Origin of the sequence: Kitasatospora sp. NPDC056800 (genome assembly GCF_042789775.1) — a bacterium.
Taxonomy (GTDB): Bacteria; Actinomycetota; Actinomycetes; order Streptomycetales; family Streptomycetaceae; genus Kitasatospora.
Map to the genome: position 1 here is coordinate 66,338 of NZ_JBHUAL010000018.1, position 6,058 is coordinate 72,395.

4 protein-coding genes are annotated in these 6,058 nt (G+C 76.9%); 2 read left to right on the forward strand and 2 right to left on the reverse strand.

Annotated features, from left to right (window positions below):
• Nucleotides 1–33: 33 nt before the first annotated feature.
• On the reverse strand, nucleotides 34–2,754 hold the full coding sequence (locus ACFRQN_RS06580) for a DUF6493 family protein (RefSeq protein ID WP_380738704.1): 2,721 nt from the start codon (nucleotides 2,752–2,754) through the stop codon (nucleotides 34–36).
• Entirely contained in the window at nucleotides 2,751–4,136 is a 1,386-nt protein-coding gene (locus ACFRQN_RS06585) for an SWIM zinc finger family protein (protein WP_380738706.1), read from the reverse strand. Before ACFRQN_RS06585 ends, ACFRQN_RS06580 begins: the two co-directional genes overlap by 4 nt.
• Before the next feature lie 218 nt (nucleotides 4,137–4,354).
• On the opposite strand from ACFRQN_RS06585, the gene ACFRQN_RS06590 reads away from it, so the two are divergent.
• Together ACFRQN_RS06590 and ACFRQN_RS06595 are read left to right on the forward strand one after the other, a co-directional pair.
• A complete protein-coding gene (locus ACFRQN_RS06590; RefSeq protein WP_380738708.1) occupies nucleotides 4,355–5,263 on the forward strand; it encodes an acyl-CoA thioesterase in 909 nt (302 codons plus the stop codon).
• Nucleotides 5,264–5,376: 113 nt separating this feature from the next.
• Nucleotides 5,377–6,027 carry a TetR/AcrR family transcriptional regulator gene (locus tag ACFRQN_RS06595; RefSeq protein ID WP_063780393.1) on the forward strand — a complete coding sequence of 217 codons (651 nt, stop codon included), beginning with the start codon at nucleotides 5,377–5,379 and terminating at the stop codon, nucleotides 6,025–6,027.
• The last annotated feature ends 31 nt before the right edge of the window (nucleotides 6,028–6,058 follow it).

Genomic DNA, 6,058 nt, shown 5'->3' on the forward strand with positions numbered 1-6,058 from the left:
GCCGCAAACCGCCACCCGGCCCGCGCCGCCCCCTCAGCCCGCGAGGACGTCCCGCAGCGCCCGGACTTCCTTGACCACCCGGCCCGAGCCTCCGCGTTCGGCCGCCGCCGTCACCTCGGCGACCGGCCCGCGGGCCCCGGTGCGCCGGGCGCAGTCGGCGGCCAGCGCGACCAGGTCGCCCAGCCCGCGCGCCGACTGGTCGGCCTCGCCCAGCAGGGCCGGCAGGGCCGCCCCGAGCACCGACCAGACCGTCGCCCGGGCGCCGGTCTCCGCCGCCGTGGTGAGCGCCGCCCCCAGCCGGCCGGCCATCACCGTGCCGCAGGCCACCAGGGCGCCGAGCTCGCGGCCGAGCAGCGCGCCGTCCAGGTCGCCGCGCGCGGCGAGCACCAGCAGGGCGTCCACCGCCGCCGTCCGGTCCTCGGCGTGCCGGGAGCCCAGGCCGTACGCCAGCGCGAGGTGCAGCGCGAGCCCGGCCGGGCCGCCGGCCTCGGCGAGCAGCGGGAGGTAGCGGGCGGCGCCGCGCTCGTCCTGGTCGGCGCCCCCGGCGAAGGGGTCGAGCCAGCGCGCGGCCAGCTCCTCCCGGTGCCAGGGGAGCATCGCGAACCAGTGCGCGACGGGCCGCCACGTCCAGCCGTACACCGTGCGGGCCCGGGCGACGCTGGGCTCGGTGCCGTCCAGCAGGGCCCGCGGCTCGGCCGGGAGCCGCTCGCCGCCCGGCCCCTTCGGTCCGGCGCCGATGCCCGGCTGGGCGACGGCGATCCGCTCGACCTCCTCCCACCAGCGGTCCCCGTGCACGTTGGTGTGCCGCACCCCCTTGCCGGGCGCGAACACCACCCGCTCGGAGGGCTGCCCGGGCAGGCCGCCGGTGCGCAGCCAGTGCGCCAGCCACCGCCCGGCCGGGGAGGTGAGCGCCTCGGCGGCCTTCAGCACCGCCTCCTTCGCCCGCACGTCGACCCGCAGCAGGGCCTGGGACAAGTCGGCCTTCCCTGGTTTGACGCCCGCCGCCTCGTACCCGGCGAGCCGCTCGACCAGTTCGGCCGCGTCCAGTGCGCCGGTGGCGTCGGTCGGGGTGGCGAGCAGGTACGGCAGCCCGGCGTGGTGGACCTGCCAGGCGGCCTCCTCCAGGCGGGCGGCGAGGACGGCCCCGTGCACGGTGGTGTGCGCTCCGCGCAGCACGGAGCGGCCCTTGCGGCCGAGGTAGTCCCAGACCTTCCACGGCGGCGTCTCCCCGGCCACCGCGGCCACCACGTAGAGGATCTCCCGGGGCGTGCAGTCGCCCACGCTGTTGGTGCCGCGCCACGGGTGCACCCGGCGGACCGGCTCCACCGCCTCGGCCAGCGCCTTCCGGTCCAGGCGGGTGAGCCGGACCAGCCCGTCCAGCACCCGCTCGAAGTCCGCCACGGCGGGCTCCTCCGAGGCGAGCAGGGCGGACAGCTCCTCCGCGAGTTCCACCGCCGAGCCGATCGGGGCGCCGAGCGGGCGCGGTTCGGGGGCCGGCGGGAGGAGGGCGTTCCACCCGGTGTCCGGGTCGTCCCCGTCGCCGCCGACCGGCGCGCCGAGCAGGTCGCCCGCGCGCTGGTGGTGGGCCGGGTTCAGCCCCTCGGCGGCGGTCCGCAGCTCCGCCACCACCGCCTCCCCCGCCGCCTTCAGGTGCCGGGCCACCACGTTCAGCGCCCGTTCCTGGAGGGCCGCGTCGGGGTGCCCGAAGGCCTCGGCCGCGGCCAGCACCACCGGGCCGGAGCGCCCGGGCGCGCGCCGGGCGGCCTTGTCCAGCCAGGCCAGCTGGGCGCGGACCAGCTTCTTCTCGGTCCGGAACAGCACCACCGCCGAGGCCTCGGCGAGCACCTCGGGCTCGATCAGGCCGGCCTCGTCCAGCCCGGCGAGCACCTCCTGGGCGTGCCCGGCGAGCACCGACTGGCCGTCCAGCAGCGCCACCAGGTCGCGCACCCGGGCCGCGTACTCGGCCGGTGTCGGGCCGAGCGCCCGCAGCACCTCCAGGAGGGCCCGCTGGTCGGCCGGTTTGCCACCGCGCAGCAGCCGGGCCAGGCAGCGGTCGAGCAGCTCGGCCCGGTCGACCAGGCCGGTCGCGGCCAGTTCGCCGATCGCCTCGGTCCAGACGTCGCCGGGGCGCGGGCTGTGCCGGTGCGTCAGCTGCCAGCCGATGTCCGCGAGTTCGAGCAGCTCGGGCAGCAGCACCGGGGTGAAGGCGTCCTGGCGCAGCTTCTCGGCCAGCGTGGGACGCGCGCCGCGGCTGCCGAAGTCGCTCACGCGGTCCGTCCAGCCCCGGACGAAGGTCTCGCCGCGCGGCACCTCGCAGCCGGTGCGCCGGACCACGGCCTCCATCACCGGGTACATCGACCAGCCCTGGTTTCGCACCGGCCGGACGGCGAGCCGGGTGACCACCTCGACCTGCCACTCCACCGGCTGCGCCTCGACGACCTGGTGCAGCACGGAGTTCCGGGCCCAGTCGCGGACGCCGAAGTCGCTGCCGGCCAGCCAGGTGGCGGCGGCGGCCGGGCCGGAGTGGCAGCCGGCCCCGGCCACCAGCAGGCGTCCCCTGGTCTCGGTCGCCTCCCGGGACCACTCCTGGCGCAGCTCCTTGCGCAGCGCCTTGAGGGCGGTCAGGGCGGCCCGCCGCTGGGCCGCGTCCAGCCCGGCCAACAGCTCCGGTATCCGTGCCAGCCGCCCGGACCGGACGGTCGTCAGCAGTTCGCCGACCGGCCCCTGCCGGTCGGCCCCCTCCACCGTGCTCACGCTCCGGCCCCCTTCGTCCCCGCCGCCCCGGCGGCCGTCTCCCGTACCATCCCGACCGCGAGCGCGTGCTTGCACGGCCCGCGTCCGCCCCGGTACTTGCCCCACCACAGGCAGGTGCAGCTCAGCCGCCCCGACTCGTCCGTCCGCACCCGCTGGATGTGCTCGTCCACCGTGACGACGGCCGTCGCCCCGCCCTCCTCCAGCCGTACGGCGCCGGCCTCGACCAGTGCCCGGGCGGCCCGCAGCCGGGGGTTGGCCGCCTCGGCCCGCCCGGCGTCGTACGGGAGCTGCCGGTGGAAGTACGCGGCCTCGGCGGTGTCGTAGCCGATCTGCCCGGCGGTGCCCAGCCGGGTGAGCGCGGCGCGGACCCGCTCGGGGCTCAGCCCGGACTGGGCGGCGAGGTCCCCGACCTCGATCCGGGGCTCCCAGGCGAGCAGCACCGCGATCAGTTCGGCGTCCCGTTCGGCCGTGCCGGTGGCGAGCGCGTCCAGCACCCCGCCCTCGCCGGAGAAGCCCCGGGCGGCGTCGGGCGACAGCGTCAGGGTCAGCCGCATGCCGGGCAGCACCGCCTCCCAGGCGGAGGCGGTCGGCTCCCCGGCCGCGACCGGCCCGTAGACCCGCAGGGCGAGCGCGTGCCGCAGCACCCGCTGGAGCGCCACCAGCCGGTCGGGCCCGGGCAGGCAGACCGCGCCGGGCACCGGCCGGGTGGTCGGCCGCAGCGTCTTCCCGGCCGGGACGACCCAGCCGACGCCGGCCCGCCCGCCGCGCGGCAGCGAGCGCAGGAACCGCACCGCCTCGGCGGCGGGCAGCTCGGCGCGCGGTTCGAAACCGGCGGCGACCACCTGGGTCTCGGCGAAGCCGCGCAGCCAGCGCTCCGGCAGCGGCACCTTCTTCTCGACCAGCGGGCCGTCGAAGGTGGTGACCTCCAGCGCGTCCGGCCCGACCGCGAGGTGCAGCGGGTCGGCCGGGCCGATCCTGGTCAGCGCCTCGCGCAGCGGGTTGTTGACGTCCACGTTGGTGGTGCCGTGGCCGATCTCGTCCCCGTCGAGCCCGGCCCCGAGCACGTCGAGCCGGGCGTAGACGCCGCAGCAGCCCGAGAAGGACTCGAAGCGCAGCCGGTCCCCGTTGGCGGTGACCACCGGGTCGAGCGAGGCACGCAGCCGCGGCTGGTAGTAGCGCGCGGCGGCGACGTCCGCGACCGCGAGCAGCGCGGCGGCGGCCGGCGCCGGATCGGCCAGGAAGCCCGCGAAGAAGCGCGGGTTGGCGGCGGCGCCGAGCGGGGTGGCGCCGCCGGAGGTGGCCAGGTCGAGGTGCCGGCCGTCGGCGCCGTCCAGGACGGCCGACGGGCGCAGATAGGCGTACGCGTGTGCGGATTGCGTCATGCCGAACACGCTAGGTGAGGGCACTGACAATCCGGCGGGACGGCCTCGGGGCGGCCTCGGGACGGCCTCGCGAGGGCGCCGGGAGGGCCCCGACCCGGCCGGGCGCAGGGCCGGAACCGAGGATAGGACTGGAACGTGTTCTATGTCATCACGCGAGCCCGCGGGCGGCGTTACCCAGGTCACACCACCACCCGGTTGGCTTCTGCCACTATGGCCTCGTGACCGACCTCACCGAACCGCACGTCCGGGCCGAACGGCGCGCCGTGCCGGCCGCCCCGTTCGCCGAGCTGCTGGAGATCGAGCGGCTGGACGAGAACACGTTCCGGGGCTGCTGCCACGCCGGCGCCCCGATGCGCGCCTTCGGCGGCCATGTCGCCGCGCAGGCGCTCGTCGCCGCCGGGCGCACCTGCGAGGACGAGCGCCCGGTGCACTCGCTGCACGGCTACTTCCTGCTGCCGGGCACCCCGGGCCACCCGATCGACTACCTGGTCGAGCGGGTCCGCGAGGGCCTGTCGTACACCACCCGCCGGGTGACGGCGCTCCAGCGGGGGAACGAGATCTTCACCCTCTCGGTCTCCTTCAAGCACCCCGAGCCGGCCGCCGACCGCCAGCGCCGGATCCCGCCGCTGCCGCACCCGGAGTCGCTGCCGAACGCCGTCGCCCTCCTGCCCGAGGAGGTCCGCCGGGGCTTCGCCGCGTCCGGCGGCTTCCGCGACCTCGACCTGCGGTTCGTCCCGGCGGACACCCCGGGGCTGCCGCCGGCCGCCCCCGGGCTGCTCCAGCAGTTCGTCTGGATGCGCACCGCCTCCCCGCTGCCGGACGGCGACCCGCTGCTGCACGCCGGCGCGCTCGCCTACCTGTCCGACCTCACCCTGGCCTCCACCGTCGGGCTGGACGTGCAGTCGAACTTCTTCCAGCGCACCGAGCCGCCCCGGCTGCTGATGGCCTCGCTGGACCACGCGATGTGGTTCCACCGCCCCTTCCGGGCCGACGAGTGGCTGCTGTTCGCCCAGCGCAGCCCGTCCTCCTCGGACGGCCGGGGCCTGGCGCTCGGCGAGTTCTACGACCTGGACGGCCGGCTGGTCGCCTCCGCCGTCCAGGAGGCGCTGGTCCGCGACCCGTCGTGACGCCCGCGGGCCCCCTCCGTCACACCTCCGGCACCCCGGTGACCGCCGGACGAACGGAAGGGGGCCGGACGGCGTCATACTCCTGAGCGGCCCCGGCCCGTATCATGGTGCGGGTGACCAAGGTTGACCTGTCACCACGGCCGGTGGAGGCGATGTCTCCGCGTCAGCTCGAACGCCGCGAAAGCCTGATCGCGGCCGCGCTCGCCCTGGTGAACGAGATCGGCGTCGAGCGTATGCAGATGAAACAAGTCTGCGAGCGGTCCGGAGTCGCCCTGGGGACGGCGTACCGCTACTTCTCCTCCAAGGACCACCTCCTGGCTGCGGCGATCGCCGAATGGCACCGCCTGCTGCTGGCCGACCTGGTGGCCGAGCTGCGCGGACCGAGGGCCGGGCTCGGGGCCACCGACCGGGCCGTCCGGTTCGTCCGGGGCGGGATGCGGGCCTACCAGCGGCAGCCCGAACTCGCCCGGCTACGGGTGGCCGTGGCCGCCTCCACCGACCCCTTCGCCAGCGAGGCCCTGCAGGGCATGGCCCGGGCCGACAGCACCGCTCTGCAAGCGGTGACGGCCGAGGTGCCGGCCGCCGCGAGCGACCTGGTGCGGCACATCGTGGCCCACGCCTGGCAGGGCGAGCTGACCGCCTGGGTGACCGGCCGCACCACCCTCGGGGACGCCCGGCGGCGCCTGGAGGACGTGGTGCGGCTGGTGCTGACCCCGTACGAGACGCGCTACCCGGCCCCGTACGAGGTCCAGTCCACCGGCTGAGCCGAGCCGCGCCACGAGCCCCGGCGGCGGG

What these genes read in the sequence shown, in the direction of transcription:
- ACFRQN_RS06585 (WP_380738706.1), bottom strand. Translation starts at nt 4,136, where the DNA reads ATGACGCAATCCGCACACGCGTACGCCTATCTGCGCCCGTCGGCCGTC.